This is a genomic window from Streptomyces sp. NPDC091649 (assembly GCF_044756785.1).
In the GTDB taxonomy this organism is placed as follows: domain Bacteria; phylum Actinomycetota; class Actinomycetes; order Streptomycetales; family Streptomycetaceae; genus Streptomyces.
In genome coordinates this window covers 3,004-23,494 of sequence record NZ_JBIVTR010000031.1, presented here as the reverse complement: position 1 = coordinate 23,494, position 20,491 = coordinate 3,004, and the positions used below count along the sequence as shown (strand labels likewise).

Sequence of the window (20,491 nt, the reverse complement as noted above, 5' to 3'; positions counted from 1 at the left end):
GCCATAGCCACCCGCTACGACAAAACCCGCGAATCCTACGAAGCAGCACTCACCATCGCGTCACTCCTGATGTGGATATGACCCTTTGAAGACAGACCCTAACGGCCTAATGCCCCCAAAGGGCACGTAGATTCCCACGCTTCCTCTGGGCCGTACGGTGACTTGTCGTCGTCGCCCCGCGTCACAACGCCCCAGTTCGGGATTCCGGCCACGGTCCCGGTGCTCCTTCCTGGAGCCGGTCACCCACTGGGTCCGAGGTCGCTCTGTGCCTCGTCATGCGGATGCACCCGTCCGTGCGGGGGCTCTCCCACGCGCGGAGTCCGGAGCTCTGTCCCAGTCCGTGCTCCCACTGGTCCTGATCCGGTGTGCGGACACCGACAAGCGCGTACGGAGCCTCGCACGCGCGGCCTTCGACCTCGCGCTCGCCTGCGGGGACGAGGCCCCGCCGCAGCAACTAGCGACCCCGGCGGCGCTGGTGGACATGCGGCGACGATCCGGCACGTGGGTGCGGAAGGCCCGTCCTCGGGCGCCTCGACGGACTGCCCGACAAGGCGCTGGCGCAGCTGCCATCGGGCAGCGGCCGGGAGGCTCGGATCGGGGGCCTGTACGCCGGGGCCGCGTACGGGCGACCCAGCATGACAAGGGCCCTGGCGATCGCCGAGAGCGATCCCGACAACGGTGTGCGCCGCCAGCTGGTCCGGCCTCATTTACGCCAGAACAGGTGGTGCGTCACGCCGCTCGGGCTGGGCACGACGTCCTGGTGGAACCGGTCGAGCAGCTCGTCGGGGGACTCCCACAGCCGGGCCCCGGAGCCGAGCTTCGTCTGCACGACCGCCACATGCAAGGTGTCGAGGAGGTCGGCATCGAGGAACTGCCGGATGACGGTGGCCCCACCGCCAAGCCGGACGTCCTGCCCTTGCGCTGCCTCCTTCGCCTGGGCGAGCACCGTGGCCGGGTCGCCCTCGACGAAGTGGAACGTGGTGTCGGAGAGCGTGAACGACGGACGCTTGTGGTGCGTCATGACGAACACCGGCGTGTGGAACGGGGGTTTGTCGCCCCACCATCCCTGCCACTCGTGGTCCTGCCAGGGCCCGCGCTGCGGCCCGAACTTGTTGCGGCCCATGATCTCGGTGCCGATGTTACGGGCGTAGTCCCGCGTAAAGTAGTCGTCCAGACCCCGGCCCCCGGGTTCGGAGCGGTTGACGGGTGGGTGGTCGGTGGCAAAGGCCCAGGCGAGCAAGCTCGCCGGATCGGCATGACCGAACGGCTTCTCGAGGCTCTGGCCCTCGCCGGCGCCGAACCCGTCGCTCGAGACGGTGAAGTTCTGGACCCGCAGTAGCTGGCTCATATCGCTCCTCCTGCTTCGCACTTTCTGATTACCTGACGAACCGTAGACCAGCCGGGCCGGGGAAACTCATCGCCGCATCGTGCAGTTCTCATCGAGCTCCCCGCAGCCGCGTGCGCGGCGACGTCACTCCCCCTCGTGCCGGACACTGCCCGATCCCGATCTCCAGCCAGATCAGCGACCCGCGAAATGCGGGGCCAACGTGCTCTCCTGCGGGCGTGTGACTGTGAAGCTGGACCGAGCCAGCTGAGATTCCATTCCACGCGGTCGCTACGCCAAGGGTCTGTCCGGCGCATCATGCATGTCCGATTCGTTCAAGAGGACAGTGGCCGCGGTCCCTTACCGTCACCGCCATGAACAACATCGGCAAGGGCTCACGCCATCTCAGTACCTGTATTGACCGCACCGTCAACGATGTCTACGCCTATGCATCGGACCCGGCCAACCTGCCCGCGTGGGCCCATGGCCTGGGAGAATCCATCGAAAAGATCGAAGAGCATTGGGTCGCGGAGTTCTCCCCCATGGGACGGGTCGTGATCACCTTCGCGCCGCAGAACGAGCTGGGTGTGCTCGACCATGACGTCACGCTGTCCTCTGGGGAGACCGTCTACAACCCGGTCCGCGTGATCGCCGACGGCGCAGGGAGCGAGGTAGTGTTCACCCTCCGTCGTCGGCCGGAGATGAGCGACGCCGAGTTCGAGCGTGACGCCGGCATGGTCGCTGCCGACCTGGCCCGCCTCAAGGAGCTGATGGAGTCCGGCTGAGGTCCTTCGCTGGTTCCTACGTATCCACGTGATCGCCTCGGAACCGGATCGTTGGCAGGTCATGGGCGGGGAGAACTGATGAATGACGTTACCTGGAGCGCTCAACCCCGACTGCCGGTCGTCCGACTTCGATGGCAAACAATCCAAGTTCGATGACACGGGACACGGGTGGGGGCAGAGTTCTCCCCCGTCGGCGCCGGACTCTGTCCACGGGTCCGCAGTTCGAGGGTGTCTTCGGGGTCGCCGCGATCAGCGGAGCGACCCGTCGTTGGGGAGCTGTGATGCCCGAGAACACCGTCACCGCGCCTCTCGCCCCGGTGGAGCCGGAGGACGTCGTCGACGCCTTCGCCTACATCCGGGGGTCGCAGGCCGACGGACATCGCGACCGCCCGCGCGGTCGCCAGCGACACGGGCCAGGAGCTGCACCGGCTGCTCCTGGACGTCGCCGCACGCGTCTTCATCCCGGTTACCGCCGCGGACGGCTGCGACGGGGAGCCGTGCGCGGCCTCTTTCCTGGCAGGGCACTCGGCCGGCTCCTGCTGGAGCTCCTCTGCCACGAAGTCGCTGGACCAAGGCTGGTGTGACCGGTTCTCGGGGTGCTCACGCGCCGGTCACACCGGGCTCTGCCCGCCGCGTGGCGACACCGGCGAGACAGTCGCCGCCGAGCGCGACCGCGAGCGCGAGGTCCAGCACCGTCCTACCGGGATCGTGCACGGGCCGGGTCAGGTCCATCGGCATGTGGGTCCGGGGCTCGGGTCGGCCGGTCTTCTTTCGCAGGGCACGGCACAGGGCGGCGCTCCTGCCGGGGCTCTTTCGAACACCGCCGCGCGAGTGAACTTCTGACCCGTGCCGGGCCGGTGGGCTCAGCCCGGCACGGGGTGGTCATGCCGCTGTCCAAGGTCAGGTCCGTCCGTCGAAGCGGAACAACGCCTTCCGAGGGGCCCTGACCACATATGCGAACGTGCATGCGAAAGTGACCGCGTGAAGATCACCATTCTGCGCGGCGCACTGTTCGCCGGCACCCTTGCACTGCTCGGGGGAGTACTCACGGCGCTCCCGGCGAGCGCCGTCGGCTACGAAGCCTGCCCCGAGAACAGCCTCTGCCTGTACAGCGGTCCGGACGGCACGAACGACGCGGGCGACACCGTCCATGCCTTCGACCGGGCCGAGAACAGCGCATCCCAGTCGTACGGAAGCTGGAACAACCGGGCCGAGTCGCTCATGAACAACTCCTCGTCCTGGGCCTGCCTGTACGTGGAGACCCGCTACGGCGGCAAGATCCAGGCGATCGCGCCCAAGACCTCGAAGAAGACGGCCGAGGGCAACCTCGCCACGCTGGCCCCCAACCTCGGCGGCCGGCTGTCCTCCCACAAGCTCGCGCCTTCCCAGGGGCACTGCTTCACCGGCTTCGAACGCTGCGAAGAGGGCTTCCTGTGCTTCTTCCAGCAGCCCAGCGGCCGGGGCCCGGTGTTCCAGACCCAGATCGACTACAACGCCTACCACCCGGACTACTGGGCCAAGAAAATCCAGTCGGTTTACAACCGCACTGGGAAGTCGGCCTGCTTCTTCGACAAGGCGTCCTCGCAGATCACTGCGGCGGACAAGCCCTTCCGGGTCCTGCCCGGAGACTCCACCACCGTCGCCGGCGCCCATGCCGACACGTTCGTCTCCCACAAGCTGCGCGACAAGGCGGACTGCTCGTCATGACCCTCACGACCATCGGGCGCCGCGGAGCGCTCGCCGCCACCACCGCCCTGACCTCGGTCCTGCTGCTGCTCCCCCCGGGCGCCTCCAGCGTCTCGGCCGCCGGAATCTTCCCCGAAGTCCCGGGCTGGTCGAAGCTGGAGACCCAGTACGAGCAGCTGGACCCGGGCGTGGAGCTCTTCCGCTACCGGGAGACGGCCCCCGCCGCCCTGCGCGCGGACATGCCGCCTCGTGAGATGAACGTCCTGCGCGTCGACCCGGCCGTCAGCGCCGTGCGGATCGAGAGTGCGTACGGCAGGCAGGCGGGCAAGGCCGAGAAGGTCGTCGACCAGCTGAACCAGTACGCCGCTGCGCAGCGGCCGCTGGCCGGGATCAACGGGAGCTACTTCACGCCCGAGGGCACGCACCACGCGCGCCCGGACACGCCCGAGTCCGTTCAGACCTTCGGGACGGTGGCCCACGACGGCGTCCTGCTGGGCGCTGCCTGCACGTCGGGAAAGCGGCGCTCGCTCATCCTCCAGCACGGCATTCCGTACGTGACCACGCTGGCGACTGATCTCTCCGTGACCGGCAGCGTCCCGCCGTCCGGCGGAGGCTCCGCCGTGCACAGGATCGACGACATCAACCGCAATCCCGGAGGCGCCATGACCTGCGCCCGGGACGACGAGGACGGTATCGGGGACCAGAGGGAGAAGGACCTCTCGGACGGGATACGGGACGGTTACTACTACGTGGAGGTGGACGGCGTGCGCGAGAGGGTGAAGGCCGAACCCGGGATCACCTACAAGGACGGCGGGAAGTCGGTGACCGTCCTCCAGGACCCGGCGGAGATCATCCTGTTCAACGACCGCTACGGGATGGTCACACCGACCCCCGGCATGAATCCCAAGATCGGCTCGGACAACCAGGCGGGCTTCGAGGTGCTGGTCGACGCGGACGGCACCCTCACCCGCCCGGCAGACTGGACCACGCGCGGCGGGCACCTGGTTCCCCGGGGCAAGCACATCCTCCAGGCCATCGGCACGGGACCCACGGCCTGGCTCAAGGGGATGTTCGACGCGAAGGCCAAGCTCACCATCGACCAGAAGGTGACCGACCTCGACGACGACAACCGCGCCATCGCGCTGGACGAGTCCGTGGACATCCTCTCCGGAGGGCATCTCCTCATGAGGGACGGCGTCTTCTATGCGCCCCGCTCTTGCAGCAGCCACCGTACGGAGGGAACCGGGGCCGACGCGATCTGTCGGGACTCGCGCACGACGCTGGGCGTAGACGACCAGGGGCGCACGGTCATCGTGACGATCACCGGCCCGCGCGTGGAGCCCACGGACGAGCAACTGGCCAAGGCCCAGTACGACGGAGCCTTCATCGACGAGGCCGCGATCGTGTTGCAGGGCCTCAAGGTCCAGGACGCCATCAACCTCGACGGTGGCGGCTCGACGACACTGCTCACGTACGACGCGTCCGACTCGGACAACTACAAGCGTCACACTGGTCTGACCGACCTGAAGCACCGGCCGGTCTTCGACTCCGTCTACGTGGGCGTAGGCGGCTTGGCCGTCACCCCGGGCAGCTGACGAGGGCCGCCGCCAGCCGTGCGGGACTGAACACGGCGGAGACCTCCGTGCGGCGGGACCTGTTCAGGGACTCGCCACACGGAGGTCTGCGTCTTCCACCGCGGGTCTCCAGCCTCAGCTTGTCCTGCCTTCCAGACATGGGCCTGAGGCGGTCGTTCGTAGGATCGTCGGGCCCAGGGGTTCTGGGTACGGATATCGACTCGTCGCCGTTGGACGGCTCGAAAGACTTGACCGCCCGAAGCCCTGAGGCGACTCGACTTTGTCCGCGAGGACCGCGGTGGGCGTCGTTCGGGGTCTGCCGACCGGTCGAGGCACCCGAATTACCGTCATCACGTCCGGGGATGTCGGGGCGTCACCAGCCTGGCCGGGGTGATGACGAAGCCCAGCGGGCCGCAGCGGCTGTCGCCCACCAGGTGGATCTTCGTTGTCAGCCCGCACGAGACCGCCCCAGTGCATGATGGCCCGGTTCCTCGATCAAGGCCCCCTTTTTGCGGGCCCCGGCCGAGTGCTGGTGAGCACGAACGACCGTGGAGTCGACTGCGACGACCCGGTCCAGACCGCCCTCGGCATCAGCCTGGGCGAGGAGGTTCGTCAAGACCCTTTTCCAGGTGCCGTCAGCCGTCAGCTGCCCACTTCCGCAGCCTGTTGTGGACGCCCTTCCACCGACCGAAGTGCTCAGGCAGGCCATCCAGGGAATCTCGGTGCGGTACTCGAACGCGATCGCGTCGATCACCTGCCGGTGATCGCGCCACCGCCCGCCACGCCTCGGGGCCGGATCCGGCAGCAACGGCCTCGATCCGCGCCCACTACGCATCACTCAACGACATGCCCCAACGGACGACTCGCATCCGCAGAGGCAACGGCCGCCCGCCGTACCGGTCAGAGGGGCCGCAGTACCTGATCAGGCTCTGCGGAAGCAGCCCCGGCGTACTCAGCGAAGTCCACGTTGCCGAGCGCCAGGTCCACCTGGACGCCGTGCACCGCGGCGGGCAGGGCTCGAAACTCCCGGGGCTCCGGTGACTCGATGAGTTCCTGGTAAAAGACGGGGTCAAGGCCACTCACGTCTTCCCAGACGGTCGACAGAGCCAGCAACGCCCGCGCCGGCGACTTCATCGTGCCGCGGTCAGCGAGGAAGACGACGATCAGGTCCTCATCCACCACGGCGGCAAAAACCTCGTCGGCCGTTGCTCCTGACCAAGCAGGCGCATCGACCAGCTGCACTGCTGCGGCAAACTCACCGCCTGGCCCCCACGGCCGGCGCAACTCCCCAACCACCGCGTTCCACGCCTCGTCGTCGCTGAAGTCGGTCCTGAGGACGAGAACGTCGAACAAGTCTCGTCCGATCTCAGGCAGCACTCGCTCAAGGTTCTCCGGCAACGTCATGCCCAGGACTCTCCCACCCTCCACTGACGACCAGCTCCTGCGGGAGCGATCCAGAACGTCCTGGTTGAGTCTGGTGCTGGTGCGTGTGACCACAAGACGCGGAACGGTCTCGCAGTGGAGCTGCCAGGGCGTTTCGGCAAGGTCGCCAGTGCGCCAGACGCTGTACGGCAGACGGCAATCCGACGCGCAGGAAATGTTCCGCCGTGTCCGCAGGCCGTGAAGGCCCGCCCAGGTCCTGCCAGAAGTGCCTGTGCGTCCGGATCGCGGTCCGCCGCTCCTACTCCTGCTCGCGATAGTCCCGTTCGGTACGCCCTGCGGACGTCGGAGCCTGGTCTCCCGGGGGCGGACACTGCGGTACAGGCGGGACGCTGAGCATCCTGCGGAGCTCTCCCCGGTGGCGGATCTGTGCCTCGCGTTCTGCCGGGTGTCGAACCGGGCGGCGTCCAGGGCGGCTGCGGCGGCGTCGGCTTTCATGCCCCTGGCGCGGCGCCGTACCCAGCGGCGGCCGGTGCGGGCCGGATCGAGCGGCTCGCGGGGCACGGCGACGCGCGGGGCGACCGTACGGCGGCCGATGTTCCGGGGCGGCCAGGACGGCAGGGTCGCGGTCGTCTTCGGCCTCGCGTTCATGGGTGGGGGATCAGGGCGGGTCGCCGTCAGGGCGCGGTACGACGGCCCGCTGAATGGTGCCGAAGCCCGGCAGTTGTCGCCGGCAGAGCTGGTTGAGCTGGTGTATGAGACCGGGCGAAGCAGCCTGATTGTCGTCAGTGAGGCACAGGGCTTGTCACAGAGCTTTTTCAGCGTTGACGCTCCAGGGTGAGGATGGCTGCGGCGATGGCGGTCATGCGGTTGGGGCTGCACCGGGCCCGGCGGAAGATCCGCCAGGACTTCAGCCTTGCGATGCTGCGTTCGACCGGTGCCCGTGCCGCTGACAGCGCCCGGTTGATCGTCTGCTGGGTCGTGGTGAGGTCCCGGTTCGGGAGGCGTCTGATCGGTGTGGTCACCCAGGGGCCGGCGCCGATGTAGGCGCGGTCGGCGAGGATGGGGACGCCCTGGCGTTCGCAGATCCGGATGATGCGGTGGGTGCGGGCCGCGGTCAGGTCATGGGTGCGGCCGGGCAGCGCTGGCGAGACCCACAGCAGGTTGCCGGTGGGATCGGTCACGACCTGCACGTTGACGCCGTGACGGCGGTGCTTCTGGGAGAAGTCGGCCCGGCTGTCGCCGACGCGGTCGCACTCGGCGAGGGTTCCGTCGAGCAGGACGTGGTCGGGATCGGTCTCGCGCAGGACCCGCAGCAGTCCGGGAGCCCGGCCGGACAGGTGTTGGACGACGGCCTGGACGTAGGCGTGGGCGGTGCCGACGGATATGCCGAAGCCGGCGGCGATCTGCGTGAGCGTGTCGTGGCGGCGGAGGTAGACCAGGCCGACGAGGGCACGCTGGTGGGGCGGAAGCTTGCAGCGGCGGTCACCCTCACGGGTGACGATGAGCATGGATACCCACTCGACCAGAGGGTGCGGCAGGTCGAGTGCGGCAGGATGGGGAACCAACAGGGCTCCTGTGCAGATGGGTTGAGACTTCGAACACCTCCCTCAACGGCACGGGAGCCCTGTGCGTTGCGGTCCTCATCCTGACTCGCCCTGGGTCACTCGATCAGTGGCCACTCTGAAAGAGCTCACAGGTCCTCGTTCGGGACCACCGTGATCGACCGGAAACGGCCTCTCAGTATCCCCAGCTGGCGTAGATAAAGACGTTCTCGCCGTTGTCCCTGGCTCCGACGCACACGTCACGCCAGTCGAGCAGCCAGCCGCTGGAGCGGCAGCTCTCCTGCTGGAGGCCCAGTTCGTGGATGATCTCCGGGCGGGACAGACCGTTCCCGCTGGTGACCGTCGCGGCGCGCCAGCAGCCGCCGGAACCGCAGCTTATGCCTTCGTCAACCACGTTGATGCCCGGCGGCAATGAGGGGAGGGTCTTGGACGGCGGGGCTTCCGAGCCTTCGCTGATCATCAGCGCATACAGGAGACCGACCACGAGGGTGAGGGCGAACTGCATCCCGAGGAAGCCGATCGCTCCGTTGCGGCGGGGAATCCATCCCGGGGGTGGGGAGTTCTCGTGCCGGCCTTCCAGTCCCACACCGCAGGCGATGAGCAGAGGCGCCAGGGCCGTGAACACGAGATGGGCGTCAGGTCTGGGAGCCTGGACCCAGCCCTGCTGGACACTGATCAGCAACCCGGCTCCGGCGAGCAGCGTGCCGCCGATCGCGAAGCCGACAGGGCGGGTGCGGGCGATCGTCATCCAGACGACGGCGGGCGCGACAGCGAAAAGTATCCCCAGGACGATCAGCATGTAAGGGGGGACGTGCGGCCCGGAGCACCCGGTTCCGCACGGCCCGGGCTCGCCTCAGGCCCGCAGCCGGTCGTTCATGCCGGGCAGTGCGGCGAAGCGTCGCTGCCAAAGCCTCACCTGTGCGCCCCTACGGCCCTGCCGGTGACCGGTGACAACGAGCCTGCCTATGTGACAGCTATCGCGCTTCGGCTCGGACAAGGGTTATACCGGCCCGACGTTTCGCGGTGTCAGAACCGGAATTGTATGGACTGGACGTCCGTGAATTCCGCGCTCCACCGGGGTGGCCCGGAGGCGCTTCTGCGGGGTCGTCAGCTTCCCGGCGCGGTATAGCGGCTCCACCGTGCGGCGCGAGACGCCCAGGCGCACCGCCAGGGCCTTCGTAGAACCCTTGGCCCGCGTGAGGGGCCGGCTGCTGCTCGTGATCGCCCATACCTCCAGGAACCACGGTTCACCTGTGGACAGAGGTAGCCGAACACCGTACGCGCAGCAAGTTCGGGACGATGCGGGTGAAGCTCGTCGGTGCCTTCCGACGGCTCCGTGACGACTGGGGGACGAATGCTGATGCGACCTGGAAGACGTGCGATGAGGCGCTCGAACTCCTGAAAAGCGTGACGGAGCAGGGCTGAACGACGTACAGAAATCCCTCCCTCCCTCATCTACCGCCAGGAGGAACCGGAAATGCCTCCTGCCGCACGGTGCAGATCAAGGCGAGGCATGCAGCTGTGAATCCGTACGGCCAGTGGACGCCGGCGGCGGCCAAGAAGCTGTTGGGGGTGTTCGCCGGCCGGTCCGTCCCGGCTCGGATGCGCGGCGAGCGTTACTCCTGCATCGTGTTCGGCGACGACACGGCCGACCGTCTCTCTCAGCTGCTGAATAGGGAACTCAACGAGCTGCGGACGTACTTCGTGGAACAGCGCGTGGGCCAGGCCCAATTGTTCCGGGCCCGCGCGTTGTTCGGGGGCTCCGTCTACAGGTCGAACTCCAGGTGCTCGATGTCGGTGAAGCGGACCTCGTCCAGGGTGCCGGCGCGGCGGCCGCCGTCCTGGAAGTAGACGTCCCTGAGCGCTTCGGCCGCGATCTCCCGGAGGCGGGCGTCGCCGGCGCCCTGCTCCTGGGCGTCGAAGAGGCGGGCGGCGTACAGCGGGGGCAGGGCGACGGTCAGATGCCGGACACGGTCCTGGTCCGTCGTCCCGATCGGCGCGGTGTAGCCGAGGCGGGCGCGGGTGTCGATGATGATGCCGCCCGTGGACGCGGCCTTGGCCTTGGCCCTGGCCCGGATCTGCGGCTGCCACCGGGCCTTCACCTCGCGTTCCATGCGCGCGGCGAGGTCGGGGCGGGGCTTTTTGATCTGGTCCTTCACGTACCGCTCGACGGTGCGCTGGGAGACCCGCAGCATCCGGGCGACCGCCCTGGTACCCCCGAGCTGCTTGACCAGATACCGCATCTGCGCCCCCGCGCTCTTCGGTGCCGGGCGGGTGAACGCCTTGCGCACCGCCTTCTCCAGGCCGTCCCCGATCAGGCTCATCGTGGCCTTCTCCTACTCTCCGTTGTCGACGTCGGTGACGGTGCCGTCCTTGATGGACCGGGCGAGGTTGAGCTCCGGGGTGTTGAACCGCTCGCGGACTTCCTCGCCCCACAGCACGCTCTGGGTGCCTTCGTGCTTGACCAGACCGGGGTTGACGCCGAGCTTGAATCCCCCGGGCAGCGGCTTGCCCTCCCGGTAGGGCAGGAAGTCCAGCGGGCTCTCCCCGTCGGCGGCGTAGACGACGCAGTCGGACAGGACCGCGATCGGGTACTGCCCGGTGAACGCCGCGTGCTTGACGATCTTGCGGTGCAGGTTGGTCCGGGTGCGGGAGATGACCGCCGCCCGGATGTCGGGCCGCCACGTCGGGCGGGACAGGGCGCGCCACGGCTCGCCCGGCCGCCAGCCCTCTCCGCGGGGGCGCTCGCGCAGCTTGCCCAGGCCGCCCTTGACCGTCGCCTTGATCGCCGTGATGACGATTCCCAGCTCCGGGTCGCGTTCCTTGTAGCCGTCCATCGCCGTGAGGAAGCCGGCGGGCGGCAGGTCGGCGTCGACGCCGAGGTCGGCCATCGTGGCGAGGTAGGCGTCACGGAGCCGGTTGTACCAGGCGTCCAGGTAGCGGCCGTTGTCGTACCGGACCCATGCCTCGGTCGGCGCGACGTCGTAGCCGAGCTCCACCGCGTACGCCACGGTGGGCGTCGCGTACCAGGCCGGCCCTTTTGGGCGGTCGCCCTTCGGCGTGAACGGGCTCGGCAGCAGGCTGCCGTCCAGCTCGACCCACTCCTTGCCGGCCTTCACGCGGGACAGGTCGACGTGGGACAGGTCCACCAGCCACGAGCCGGGCAGCTTCGCGTCGAACACCGGGTTCGTGACATGCGTCGGGGCCCCGAGGCCGACGGTCAGCCCGTTCGCGCCGGCGGCGAACGCCATGTTGACGTCGATGCCGACCAGGTTGCGGCGCATGCACTCCGCGTCGGTGAGCGGCCGTGCCCAGTCGTACGCCTCCTCGAACAGCTTCTCCGCCGGGCCCCGCAGGTGGAAGCGGGGCAGGTCCTTGAGGACGGGGTGGCCGTCGGGGACCTCGCACGGCGGCCAGGCCGTCAGGTCGATCGGTTCCTTGCCCAGGCTGCCGGGGTTGTGTTCGGAGTGCCGCTTGCCGTTCTCGTCCGGCCCGGAGGCCCGGGTCGGCGGGTGCAGCGCGGTCATCAGCTCCAGGCCGGTGACGGCGGTGGAGCCGCGCGGCGTCATCACCCGGGTCGCGTACACACCCATGACGCGGGCGAGTTCGGCCGGCGGAAGCTGTCCGGCGGCGCCCCAGTGCCGGGTATCGAGTGCGTTCCACGCTGGGATGCACAGCTGCACGCAGGCCCGCTCCGCCCCCTGTGCGGGCTTGTAGATCCGCGCCCACGCGCCGAAGCCCCTCTTGGTCAGCTGCCACTGCGCGCGCGCGAGCTGCTTGATGACCTTGTGGCTCTCCGGGATCCGTCCGGCGTCCTTCTCCTCGTCCGTGAGGCCGGTGGGAAGGCCGTAGCGCTCCAGGGCGGCCTCGGTGAGCACGAGCAGCGGGTCGGCCGGCCGTCCCGGGCCGGACAGCTTCGGCTGCCCGAGCTTGGCCTCCTTGAGGGTCCAGTCGACCAGGGACGGCAGGGACTTGGCGGGCACGTCCAGGACCAGGCCGCCGACGCAGTACGCCACGGCCTTCCCGTCCTCGGCATCGACGACGGCCAGCGGACCGTTCTCGAACCGCGGGTCGCTCTCACCCGCGGGGGCTCCGGCCGGAGCCGCCGTCTTCGCACCCGGGCGGCGCGACGTCGGCGCCGTCGGCCTGGTGGTGCGTGCCGGACGCGGCACGGTCGCCGGAGCAGTGGCGGCAGGAGCAGGGGCGGAGGCCCGGGTGTTCTCGGTCGCCGTCATGTCCGCAGCCCCGGACGCCGGACCCGTGGGCAGCGGCCGCCCTTCCGCCGGGTCGGGTGCGGCGGCGGGCGTGGCCGGCACCGGGGCGTCGGGGGCGGGCGCGGCCGGGCGGGCGGGGTAGAGCTCCGCGAGCTTGTCCAGCAGCCGGGCGTAGGCGTCGCGCTCCGGCGGGCGGGGCTCGGTCTTACCGGACTCCCACCCGGACACGGTGGCCCGGCGGACCTTCAGCGCGGTGGCGACTTCGTCGATCGTCAGGCCGTGCGCGGCACGCAGACGCTTGCGCTCCGCCGGGGGCGGCAGCGTGGCACGGGACGCGAGCAGTGCGTCGACCGCGTCGAACAACTCGGACATGGAGCACCTCCTGACCAACATCCTACCCATGAAACGCACAATGTGCGTACTTTTGGCGTACGAATCCCGTACGATGTTTGTACTCAGGGGCGACCCTCATCGACAAGGTCCCCCGGGCGAATGAGGGATGGGAGAGCGTACTGGGCCAGCACCGCCCGTCCAGCGACAACGCCCAGTGGTGGGACTGGGTCAAGGTGTCCTGAGCCATTCCCGACCCCCCACCCGGCCCGCACAGTCACGGCCGGCAGAGCGCCCGCGCAGCGGTCGGAGCAGACAGCCCCGTGCCGATCACCGCGACGGCCGCCGCCGTACGGGCCCGCGTCGGTCAGCGGATCCGCACGACGGTGAGCGTGCCGTGACGGCCCGACCTGGCCGACCCGACCCGGCCAGCGCCTCGACCACCGGCCCGGTGTCGGGCCCGGTGCACTCCCCTCGTCCGTGCGGTGCTCCCCCGTGGCCGGCGCGCCGGCCGGCGGCCGCACGGATACAGGCGGCGGGCGCGGTGGCCAGGGCGGCGGCCATCGCCCCGCAGACGGCCGCGCAGCGCAGGCCGCGGTCCGGCACGCCGGGGCCGGCGAGGACCGCGGACTCGGCGCGGGTGTGCCGCACGGGCGGGGCGCGCTCTGCGGCGGCGACGACCCCGAGCGCGGTGTTGCCGAACGCCGGAAACATTGCGAGCCCACGTTCGGCCATGGTGCGGGGGCCGGGAGCATCGCGGGCCCGCGTTCGGCCGCGGTGCGGAGGCCGGGAGCATCGCGGGCCCGCGTTCGGCCGCGGTGCGGGGCCGGCGGTGGCGGATCGGGTTCCGAGCCGCGTTCCCTTCTCGCCGTTGTCGCGCCGCGCGGTCGCCTCCGAGCCGCCTCCCCCGTGAGGAGCAGGGGCGGCCGCGGCGGTTCGCGTCCGTCCGGTCGGTCCGGCACAGGGGCCGGGCCGGCTTGCCCCGGTCCCTGTGCCGGCGTCGGGGCCGTCGGTGCGAGGAGCTCCGTGTCGCCGGCCCTCGCGGCGGGGCGCCCGACCGGTCGAAGGCGGCGGCCGCGCGCGGGTGGCCGGTCTGTGTCAGGAGCCGCAGGGCCGGCACACCCTTGCCCATTCGGCTTACCGAGTCCGCGGCGGTTCCGGTGTCGCCGCCGACGCGGCCGGTGGTTGTTCCGTTCCGGTGGACAGACCCCTGTTCCACATTTGATCTTTTATGCAGATCAGGTTGATTATCGGAGCGCACGGGACCGGACGTGGGCCTTGGTTCCGGTGCCGTACTCATTCCCACCTTCGTCGACTTGGCAAAGTGGTCGGGGGTTCGCGTCCGGCTCGGCGGGGCGCGGCCCGTGGGCCGTTCCGGCCTGCGCGGCCGTCGCACCCCCGATGAACAGGCAGGATGTCGGGGCTGCTCGCCCCCGACCGCGCCCGGGGGCGGAGCGGCGGCGCGTCCGGAGCCCTTGTTGATGTCGCAGAACTGCCAGAAGGTGGCTCCCGTCCCTGCTGCAATAGTGATCACATTTCTTTGTGACGCCCCACAACAGGACGGGTTTCGTGTCCACAGCAACGACTACTTCCATTGATTCCGCCGAGCCGCCGACCCGGTCACCACTCGTCTCGTGGCTGGCCGTGATTTCGGTGATGCTGGGGATCTTCTCGATCGTCACCACCGAAATCCTGCCGATCGGATTGCTGACCTCCATCGGGTCGAGTTTCACCATTTCCGATGGAATGGCCGGCCTGATGATGACCATGCCGGGCTTCCTGGCGGCCGTCTCGGCACCCGTGGTCACCGTGGCCACCGGGCGCGTCGACCGGCGGCTCATGCTGGGGGCGTTCATCCTCCTGCTCGCGCTGGCGAACTTTCTCGCTGCGGCCGCCTCCAGCTACTGGCTGGTCCTGGTGTCCCGCGTGATGGTCGGCATCACCATCGGGGGGTTCTGGTCGATCGGTGCGGGGCTGGCCGGTCGGCTGGTGCCCGCTCGATCCGTCGGCCGGGCCACCGCGGTCATCTTCTCCGCGGTACCGCTCGGCTCCGTGCTCGGCGTGCCCCTGGGGACCTTCATCGGGGACGTCGCCGGCTGGCGGACCGCTTTCCTGGTCATGGGAGTTCTCACGCTCGCGGTCTTCGTCCTGCTGATCCTCGTGGTCCCGCCGCTTCCCGCCCAGGAGCCGACTCGTCTGCGCGTACTCACCGGGATGCTGAAAAGCGTCAACACCCGTTACGCGCTGGTGATCACTTTCCTCGTCGTCCTGGCCCACTTCGGTGCCTACACCTACGTCACCCCGTTCCTGGAGCAGGTGACGCACGTGGGCGCCGGGGTCATCACGGTCTTCCTGCTCGTCTACGGGGCGGCCGGCATCGTCGGCAACTTCCTGGGGGGATCTGCCGTGGCCCGCTACCCGAGGGCGACCTTCGCGGTGGCCGCGGCGATGATCGCCGGGGCGACCCTTCTGCTTCCTGTTCTCGGCGGGGGCCGGGCCGGAGCCGTTGCCCTGCTGATCCTGTGGGGCGTCGCGTACGGCGCCGTGCCGGTCTGTTCCCAGACCTGGTTCGCCAAGGCGTGCCCTGATTCCCCCGAGGCGTCCTCGGTGCTCTTCACGGCTTCGTTCCAGTTCACCATCTCGATGGGGGCCCTGGCCGGAGGCGTGGTCGTCGACCGTTCCTCCCCGTCCATGGTCATGGCGCTCGCCGGTACGGCCGCGGTCCTCACCGTGGCCGCCATCGGCCTCCACTACACCCGGAAGATCACCTGGCCCGGTCCGGTGCACCAACCGTAGGACCCGGCCCTCTCCTCCGGGCTCCCCGCCCGGGGTCCGGTCCGCCGCGACGTGTCCTGGCCGCGGCGGGCCGGATCAGCGACCGGCGCCACCCCTTTCGTCCCGGGGACACAGATGTCCGCACGAGACCGGCGTCCGCCGTCCCTTCCGTTTCCGCTGTTTCGTTCTTCGACCGAAGGAGTACGTCGCTTATGTGCGGCATTGCGGGCTGGATAGATTTCACGCGCGACCTCGGACAGGAGCGCACTGTCGTCGACGCCATGACGCGAACCATGGCCTGCCGCGGACCGGACGACGAAGGGGTGTGGATCGACCGGCACGCCGCCATCGGCCACCGCCGGCTGTCGGTCATCGACCTGGAGGGCGGCCGTCAGCCGATGACGGCCGAGGAGAACGGCCGCACGCTCGCCGTCCTCACGTTCAGCGGTGAGATCTACAACTACCGGGAGCTCAGGTCGGATCTCGCCACCCGCGGGCATCACTTCCGTACCCGCAGCGACACCGAGGTGGTGCTGCGGGGGTACCTGGAATGGGGCGAGGGGGTCGTCGACAAGCTCAACGGCATGTTCGCCTTCGCCGTATGGGACGTCCGCACCCAGGAACTGCTCCTGGTGCGCGACCGGATGGGCGTCAAGCCCCTGTACTACTACCCCACGGCCGACGGTGTCCTGTTCGGCTCCGAACCCAAGACCATCCTGGCGCACCCGGGCATCCCCCGCCGGATCAACACCGACGGCCTGCGGGAACTCCTGGACATGGTCAAGACCCCTGAGCACGCCATCTTCACCGGCATGCACGAGGTGCGGCCCGGGCACACGATCCGCGTCCGCCGGGAAGGTCTCGTCAAGCGCTGCTACTGGGCCCTGGAGGCCAAGGAGCACACGGACACCCTGCAGCAGACCATCGACACGGTCCGCGGCCTCCTCGAGGACACCGTGAGCCGCCAGCTCATATCCGATGTGCCCTTGTGCAGCCTGCTCTCCGGCGGGCTGGACTCCTCCGCCGTCACCGCCCTGGCCGCCAAGGCACTGGCGGCCGAGGGCGCGGGGCCGGTCCGTTCCTTCTCCGTCGACTTCGTCGGCGCGGAGGAGAACTTCGTCCCCGACCCGCTGCGCAGCACACCCGACGCCCCGTTCGTCCGGGATCTCGCCCAGCACGTGGCCGCCGAGCACAAGGAGATCCTGCTCAACAGCGACGACCTGAGCGACCCGGGGGTCCGCGCGGCCGTTCTCGCCGCCACCGACCTGCCTCCCATGTGGTACGGGGACCTGTGGCCCTCCCTGTACCTCCTCTTCAAGGCGGTACGGGAACGCTCCACGGTCGCCCTGTCCGGCGAGTCCGCCGATGAGCTCTTCGGCGGATACAGCTGGTTCCACGACCCCGAGGTCCTCACCGCCGAGACGTTCCCCTGGCTCACCACGACCCCGGGCCCGTTCTACGACGGAACACCGCTGTTCGACAACGGTCTCCTGGGCACGCTCGACATTCCCGGCTACCGGCGGTCGAGCTACGGCGACGCGATCGCCGAAGTCCCGGTCCTGCCCGGTGAGAAGGGGCTGGAGAAGCGCATGAGGGAGATCAGCTATCTCAATCTCACCCGCTTCCTCAACACCCTCCTGGACCGCAAGGACAGGATGAGCATGGCCGTCGGGCTGGAGGTGCGCGTCCCGTTCTGCGACCACCGCCTCGTCGAGTACGTGTTCAACGCCCCCTGGGCCATGAAGACCTTCGACGGCCGCGAGAAGAGCCTGCTGCGTGCGGCCACGCGCGATGTGCTGCCCGAGTCCATCGCGAAGCGGGTGAAGGCCCCTTACCCCAGCACCCAGGACTCGGGGTACGAGAAGAAGCTCCGTGACCGGCTCGCCGAGGTCATCGGGCAGGGCGACGCACCGATCCTGCCGCTGCTCGACCTGCAGCGGACCCGCGGCCGCCTGGACGGCAGCATCAGCGCCGCCAGCACGCAGATCACCCGCATCGACCTGGAGGTCCCGCTCTGGCTCAATGCGTGGATGGAGAAGTACGACGTCGCGCTCGACCTGTAGGACCGCGTCGCGGTCCGTGGCCGGCGGCTCCGGCCGCCCGTGCCCCCGGCGGTCCTTCCCTCCCTCGCGGAGGGCCGCCGGGTTCCGCCCTGCCGGCACCGTCCTCCTCGTGTAAGGAACCTTCGATGGCTTCCTCGTACGGTCCCCGCCCGCCCACCGACCCCCCGATACCCGTGCCCGAAGCCGACTGGCCCGGACGGGTGTCGGAACTGGCCGGTCACCTCGACGGCATCCTGGCCGGCCTGCGGGGACTGGATCTCGACGGTGTGGCGCCGGCGTCGGCGTTCCGTCCCTCGGGCGCGGCCTGCCGCACCGGCCGGGAGAGGCCCGATGCAGCCCTGTGAGCTGACCGTCAAGGCCGCTGCGGCCGCCATCGGCCGGCGCGAACTGTCCCCCGTCGAACTCGTCGAGTCCGTACTGGACAGGGCCGAGGAGACCGAAGGGCGGCTCAGTGCCTACGCCGTCGTGGAGGGGGAGCGGGCGAGGAAGGCGGCGGCTCGGGCGGAGCTGGAGATCCGGGAGGGCGGCCACCGCGGCCCTCTGCACGGCATTCCCTACGGTCTCAAGGACGTCATCGACTCGGCCGGGGTGCCGGCCTCGGCCGGTTCCCGGGCGCGGGAGGGGCACGTACCGGTCCGGGACAGCGAGACGGCCGCACGGCTGCGACGTGCGGGCGCCGTGCTGGTCGGCAAGACGCACACCCACGAGTTCGCCTACGGCCTGCTCACCCCGCAGACGTTCAACCCCTGGCGGGCGGACCGGACGGCCGGCGGGTCCAGTGGGGGTTCCGCCGTCGCGGTCGCGGCCGGGTCGGCCCTCTTCGCGCTCGGCACGGACACGGGGGGCTCCATACGCGTCCCGGCCGCCCTGAACGGTGTCGTCGGCCTCAAACCCACCTATGGGCTGGTCTCCTGCGAGGGCGTGGCGCCCCTGTCGTGGTCCCTGGACACGGTCGGTCCGCTGACCCGCACCGCACAGGACGCCGCTCTCGTCCTGCGTGTCCTCGCCGGCCCCGGCCCGGCCGTTACCGGCCCGCCCGCGGCGCCCGGCGAACAGCGCGAGGATCTGCGGGGCCTGCGTGTGGGGGTTCCCGAGGCGTTCTTCTTCGACCACGTCGATCCCGAGGTGGACAGGGCGGTCCGGCAGTCCATCGACGACCTCCGGGAGCTCGGCGCGAGGACCGTGTCTGTGGTCGCGCCGCTGACCGAGCACATGGAAGCCACCCACTGGGGACTCATGGCTCCGGAGGCGTCGTCCGTGCACGAGGACGGGCTGCGGAGGGCACCGCATCTCTACGGGGCCGATGTACGGCTGCTGCTGGAGGCCGGTGTTCACATCCGGGCCCTGGACTACCTCCGGGCCCAGCGGTCGCGCACCGTGATCCACCGGGCCTGGCTCCGTCTGTTCGACGACGTCGACGTGATCGCGGCCCCTACGGTCCCGCTGCCCGCGGTCCCCCGCGACCAGGACACGGTCTGCTGGCCGGACGGCTTCACCGAGTCGGTCACCTCCGCGTACGTCAGGCTCTGCGCGCCCGGCAACGTCACGGGATTTCCCACGCTCTCCCTGCCCGTCGCCCGGGACACCGACGGATTGCCCATCGGCATGCAGCTGATGGCCCGCCCGTTCGACGAGGCGGCCCTCCTGCGCATCGGGGCCGTCTTCGAGCGGTCCCGCGCGGGCCCGGGCCGGCCGCCCGTGCCCGTGCCCCGCCCCCGGCGGGCGGGCGGCACCGCATAGGGGCCGCACCGCAGACCGTCTCCGTACTGCCGCTACGCTCCCGTCGGCCGGATGCCGACCACGGAAAGGTACTCGCCTGTGCACACCGGACCATCCCCCCTGTCCGCCCGAACGGCGGACGCCTTCTACCACGACCTGGGAGGTGGCCGTTTCGCGAGCGCGGCGGCCACCGCAGGGCCCTGGAGCGCCAAGACCCAGCACGGCGGGCCGCCCTCCGCCCTCATGGGCCGTGCCATGGAGCAGCACGAGCCGAGGCCGGGTATGCGTATCGCCCGGGTCACCGTGGAGCTGTTGCGTCCGGTGCCCGTCGCCGATCTCCAGCTGCGGGTGCGGACCGTCCGCTCGGGCGGCAGCACGGAGATCCTGGAAGGTGAGATGACCTCCGCCGGCAAGCCGGTGCTCGTGGCCCGCGCCTGGCGGCTGGTGGCCAGCCCGCCCGACACCCCGTTTCTGTGCCACGGGCCGGCAGCGCCGGCCCGGCCGGGTCCGCAGGCGGCGCACGCGATGGCCGGCGCCCACCTCGACGGGTACATCGCCGCCATGGAGTGGCGCTTCGAGCACGGCAGGGGCTTCGACACACCGGGTCCCGGCACCGCATGGGCACGCCAGCGCATCCGGCTGGTCGGCGGGGCTGCGGACACCCCGCTCACCCGGGCCCTGACCCTGGCCGACAGCAGTTGGGCCGTGGCTTTCGAACTCGACCACCACGCGGGGCTCGTCATCAACACCGACATCACGCTCGCCCTGCACCGTGACCCGGTCGGCGAGTGGCTGTGCCTGCGCTCCGACACCGCGGCGAGCCCCGCCGGTTCGGGTCTGGCGCTCGGCCAGCTCGACGACGCGACGGGCGACTGCGGCCGGGTCCTGCAGACCCTGCTGGTCACCGAACGCCGAACGGGCGGTTGAGCGGGGCCTTATGACGCGGCCGGGGGCCGCGCGCCCCGGGGGGGGGGGGGCGGGCGGGGGGGGCGGGCGGGGGGGGGGGCGCCCCCGCCCCCGCCCCCCCCCCCGGGCCGGCCACCCGGGGGGCCCGGCCCGGCGGGCGCGGCCGGCGG

The 20,491-nt window shown here is 70.1% G+C and carries 17 protein-coding genes; 9 read left to right on the top strand and 8 right to left on the bottom strand.

Annotated elements, in window-relative coordinates; all coding sequences use genetic code 11:
- Positions 1-703 precede the first annotated feature (703 nt).
- Positions 704-1,348: a dihydrofolate reductase family protein gene (locus ACIQMU_RS31050; protein ID WP_402690196.1), complete on the bottom strand. Its 645-nt coding sequence runs from the start codon at positions 1,346-1,348 to the stop codon at positions 704-706.
- A 350-nt stretch (positions 1,349-1,698) separates the two neighbouring features.
- On the opposite strand from ACIQMU_RS31050, the gene ACIQMU_RS31045 reads away from it, so the two are divergent.
- Positions 1,699-2,109, top strand: a complete 411-nt coding sequence (locus tag ACIQMU_RS31045) for an SRPBCC family protein (protein WP_402690195.1) — start codon at positions 1,699-1,701, stop codon at positions 2,107-2,109.
- Positions 2,110-2,709: 600 nt separating this feature from the next.
- Here the strand turns inward: ACIQMU_RS31045 and ACIQMU_RS31040 are convergent.
- Positions 2,710-2,841, bottom strand: coding sequence for a hypothetical protein (locus ACIQMU_RS31040; protein ID WP_352244004.1), 132 nt, complete (start codon positions 2,839-2,841; stop codon positions 2,710-2,712).
- Between the two features lie 249 nt (positions 2,842-3,090).
- On the opposite strand from ACIQMU_RS31040, the gene ACIQMU_RS31035 reads away from it, so the two are divergent.
- Together ACIQMU_RS31035 and ACIQMU_RS31030 are read left to right on the top strand one after the other, a co-directional pair.
- Positions 3,091-3,816, top strand: a complete 726-nt coding sequence (locus ACIQMU_RS31035; protein ID WP_402690194.1) for a peptidase inhibitor family I36 protein — start codon at positions 3,091-3,093, stop codon at positions 3,814-3,816.
- Positions 3,813-5,390: a phosphodiester glycosidase family protein gene (locus ACIQMU_RS31030; protein WP_402690193.1), complete on the top strand. Its 1,578-nt coding sequence runs from the start codon at positions 3,813-3,815 to the stop codon at positions 5,388-5,390. Before ACIQMU_RS31035 ends, ACIQMU_RS31030 begins: the two co-directional genes overlap by 4 nt.
- Positions 5,391-5,817: 427 nt before the next feature.
- On the opposite strand, the gene ACIQMU_RS31025 is transcribed toward ACIQMU_RS31030, so the two are convergent.
- The 6 genes from ACIQMU_RS31025 to tap all read right to left on the bottom strand — a co-directional run bounded on the left by ACIQMU_RS31025 (position 5,818) and on the right by tap (position 12,900).
- Positions 5,818-6,123 carry a hypothetical protein gene (locus ACIQMU_RS31025; protein ID WP_352243989.1) on the bottom strand — a complete coding sequence of 102 codons (306 nt, stop codon included), beginning with the start codon at positions 6,121-6,123 and terminating at the stop codon, positions 5,818-5,820.
- A gap of 146 nt (positions 6,124-6,269) precedes the next feature.
- The gene (locus tag ACIQMU_RS31020; protein WP_402690192.1) at positions 6,270-6,773 is read right to left on the bottom strand and encodes a DUF6924 domain-containing protein; all 504 of its coding nucleotides are present in this window, start codon (positions 6,771-6,773) and stop codon (positions 6,270-6,272) included.
- Between the two features lie 794 nt (positions 6,774-7,567).
- A complete protein-coding gene (locus tag ACIQMU_RS31015) occupies positions 7,568-8,317 on the bottom strand; it encodes a transposase family protein (protein ID WP_402690191.1) in 750 nt (249 codons plus the stop codon).
- Between the two features lie 172 nt (positions 8,318-8,489).
- Complete coding sequence (locus tag ACIQMU_RS31010) at positions 8,490-9,113, bottom strand: hypothetical protein (protein WP_352243991.1); 624 nt, start codon at positions 9,111-9,113, stop codon at positions 8,490-8,492.
- A 967-nt stretch (positions 9,114-10,080) separates the two neighbouring features.
- A complete protein-coding gene (tpg, locus tag ACIQMU_RS31005; protein ID WP_352243992.1) occupies positions 10,081-10,638 on the bottom strand; it encodes a telomere-protecting terminal protein Tpg in 558 nt (185 codons plus the stop codon).
- 12 nt (positions 10,639-10,650) lie between these two features.
- Positions 10,651-12,900: a telomere-associated protein Tap gene (gene tap, locus ACIQMU_RS31000; RefSeq protein ID WP_352243993.1), complete on the bottom strand. Its 2,250-nt coding sequence runs from the start codon at positions 12,898-12,900 to the stop codon at positions 10,651-10,653.
- A gap of 77 nt (positions 12,901-12,977) precedes the next feature.
- Here tap and ACIQMU_RS30995 point away from each other — a divergent pair, with 77 nt between their 5' ends.
- From ACIQMU_RS30995 to ACIQMU_RS30970, 6 genes are all read left to right on the top strand, one after another.
- Complete coding sequence (locus ACIQMU_RS30995; protein ID WP_402690190.1) at positions 12,978-13,103, top strand: hypothetical protein; 126 nt, start codon at positions 12,978-12,980, stop codon at positions 13,101-13,103.
- Positions 13,104-14,427: 1,324 nt separating this feature from the next.
- Positions 14,428-15,654, top strand: a complete 1,227-nt coding sequence (locus ACIQMU_RS30990) for an MFS transporter (protein WP_402690189.1) — start codon at positions 14,428-14,430, stop codon at positions 15,652-15,654.
- A 191-nt stretch (positions 15,655-15,845) separates the two neighbouring features.
- Positions 15,846-17,696, top strand: coding sequence for an asparagine synthase (glutamine-hydrolyzing) (gene asnB / locus ACIQMU_RS30985; RefSeq protein WP_352243996.1), 1,851 nt, complete (start codon positions 15,846-15,848; stop codon positions 17,694-17,696).
- 125 nt (positions 17,697-17,821) lie between these two features.
- Positions 17,822-18,040, top strand: coding sequence for a hypothetical protein (locus tag ACIQMU_RS30980; RefSeq protein WP_352243997.1), 219 nt, complete (start codon positions 17,822-17,824; stop codon positions 18,038-18,040).
- On the top strand, positions 18,027-19,436 hold the full coding sequence (locus tag ACIQMU_RS30975) for an amidase (protein WP_402690188.1): 1,410 nt from the start codon (positions 18,027-18,029) through the stop codon (positions 19,434-19,436). Before ACIQMU_RS30980 ends, ACIQMU_RS30975 begins: the two co-directional genes overlap by 14 nt.
- 78 nt (positions 19,437-19,514) lie before the next feature.
- Positions 19,515-20,342 carry a thioesterase family protein gene (locus ACIQMU_RS30970; protein WP_352243999.1) on the top strand — a complete coding sequence of 276 codons (828 nt, stop codon included), beginning with the start codon at positions 19,515-19,517 and terminating at the stop codon, positions 20,340-20,342.
- The last annotated feature ends 149 nt before the right edge of the window (positions 20,343-20,491 follow it).

Bases quoted from the DNA above. Each gene is read 5' to 3' on its own strand.
- ACIQMU_RS31045 (WP_402690195.1), top strand. From the start codon at position 1,699: ATGAACAACATCGGCAAGGGCTCACGCCATCTCAGTACCTGTATTGAC.
- ACIQMU_RS31020 (WP_402690192.1), bottom strand. From the start codon at position 6,773: ATGACGTTGCCGGAGAACCTTGAGCGAGTGCTGCCTGAGATCGGACGA.
- asnB (WP_352243996.1), top strand. From the start codon at position 15,846: ATGTGCGGCATTGCGGGCTGGATAGATTTCACGCGCGACCTCGGACAG.
- ACIQMU_RS31030 (WP_402690193.1), top strand. From the start codon at position 3,813: ATGACCCTCACGACCATCGGGCGCCGCGGAGCGCTCGCCGCCACCACC.
- ACIQMU_RS31010 (WP_352243991.1), bottom strand. From the start codon at position 9,113: ATGCTGATCGTCCTGGGGATACTTTTCGCTGTCGCGCCCGCCGTCGTC.
- ACIQMU_RS30975 (WP_402690188.1), top strand. From the start codon at position 18,027: ATGCAGCCCTGTGAGCTGACCGTCAAGGCCGCTGCGGCCGCCATCGGC.
- tpg (WP_352243992.1), bottom strand. From the start codon at position 10,638: ATGAGCCTGATCGGGGACGGCCTGGAGAAGGCGGTGCGCAAGGCGTTC.
- ACIQMU_RS30980 (WP_352243997.1), top strand. From the start codon at position 17,822: ATGGCTTCCTCGTACGGTCCCCGCCCGCCCACCGACCCCCCGATACCC.
- ACIQMU_RS31050 (WP_402690196.1), bottom strand. From the start codon at position 1,348: ATGAGCCAGCTACTGCGGGTCCAGAACTTCACCGTCTCGAGCGACGGG.
- ACIQMU_RS31040 (WP_352244004.1), bottom strand. From the start codon at position 2,841: ATGGACCTGACCCGGCCCGTGCACGATCCCGGTAGGACGGTGCTGGAC.
- tap (WP_352243993.1), bottom strand. From the start codon at position 12,900: ATGTCCGAGTTGTTCGACGCGGTCGACGCACTGCTCGCGTCCCGTGCC.